This window comes from Vibrio jasicida CAIM 1864 = LMG 25398 (assembly GCF_000400365.1).
Taxonomy (GTDB): Bacteria; Pseudomonadota; Gammaproteobacteria; order Enterobacterales; family Vibrionaceae; genus Vibrio; species Vibrio jasicida.
Genome location: NZ_BAOG01000253.1, coordinates 1 through 691, shown reverse-complemented (window position 1 = coordinate 691; position 691 = coordinate 1). Strand labels below are relative to the sequence as shown.

Below are 691 nucleotides of genomic sequence, written 5' to 3'. Positions count from 1 at the left end.
TCGGTATTGCGTTGCTCACACCTTAACAGGGCGTTATGCGTCAGAGGGAAATTATGAATCCAGGTATTTATTTAGACGATTTTGAAATTACAGAAAATACGGAAGAACTACAGGCAATACTTGGACGTTGCTTGATAGTTGCAACTCGTTTTGATCACTTGTGCGATCATACATCCAAATATCTTGAACTGAAAAACTCGTTTGTAATGGTCGTTGATCGACAGAAATTCGAGGATTATGCGACAGAGTTGATAGGTAAATTCCGAGCCCTATATAAAAATATAGAATCACTTCCAATCGCTGATGACGTAAAAGACATCCTTCATGCTGCGAGAGAGGCGAGAAATGAAATAGCTCATAGTTTAGCTATTGGTTTAACTGGATGCTTGGATACAAAAATTGATGAAAACTACTTTAAATCTCATATAACTCGACTAATTCGAGAGGTTGCTGCTGGTGATTATGCTATTTCTGTAATTTTGTCACTGCTCAGTAAAGAGCCTTTGCTTCAACAGTCAAGCGAGGATTACCAAGACAACGTAGTAAATTGGGTGCTTGGGAAGTGAACGCATAACAATCTGTTTAAGAGTGATTCGCAACGCGTGGCATTTTTACTATGCGTTGCGTTTAGTGTTTAAGGTGGTATGCGGTAGCTTCGGTATTGCGTTGCTCACACCTTAACAGGGCGTTA

Annotated in this window: 1 protein-coding gene; it reads left to right on the top strand. The window is 39.8% G+C overall.

All coding sequences use genetic code 11. The features are described from left to right. Positions 1-53: 53 nt before the first annotated feature. The gene (locus VJL_RS27370) at positions 54-566 is read left to right on the top strand and encodes a hypothetical protein (protein ID WP_104027200.1); all 513 of its coding nucleotides are present in this window, start codon (positions 54-56) and stop codon (positions 564-566) included. Positions 567-691 lie beyond the last annotated feature (125 nt).

Coding starts and splice junctions, on each gene's coding strand:
- VJL_RS27370 (WP_104027200.1), top strand. CDS start 54: ATGAATCCAGGTATTTATTTAGACGATTTTGAAATTACAGAAAATACG.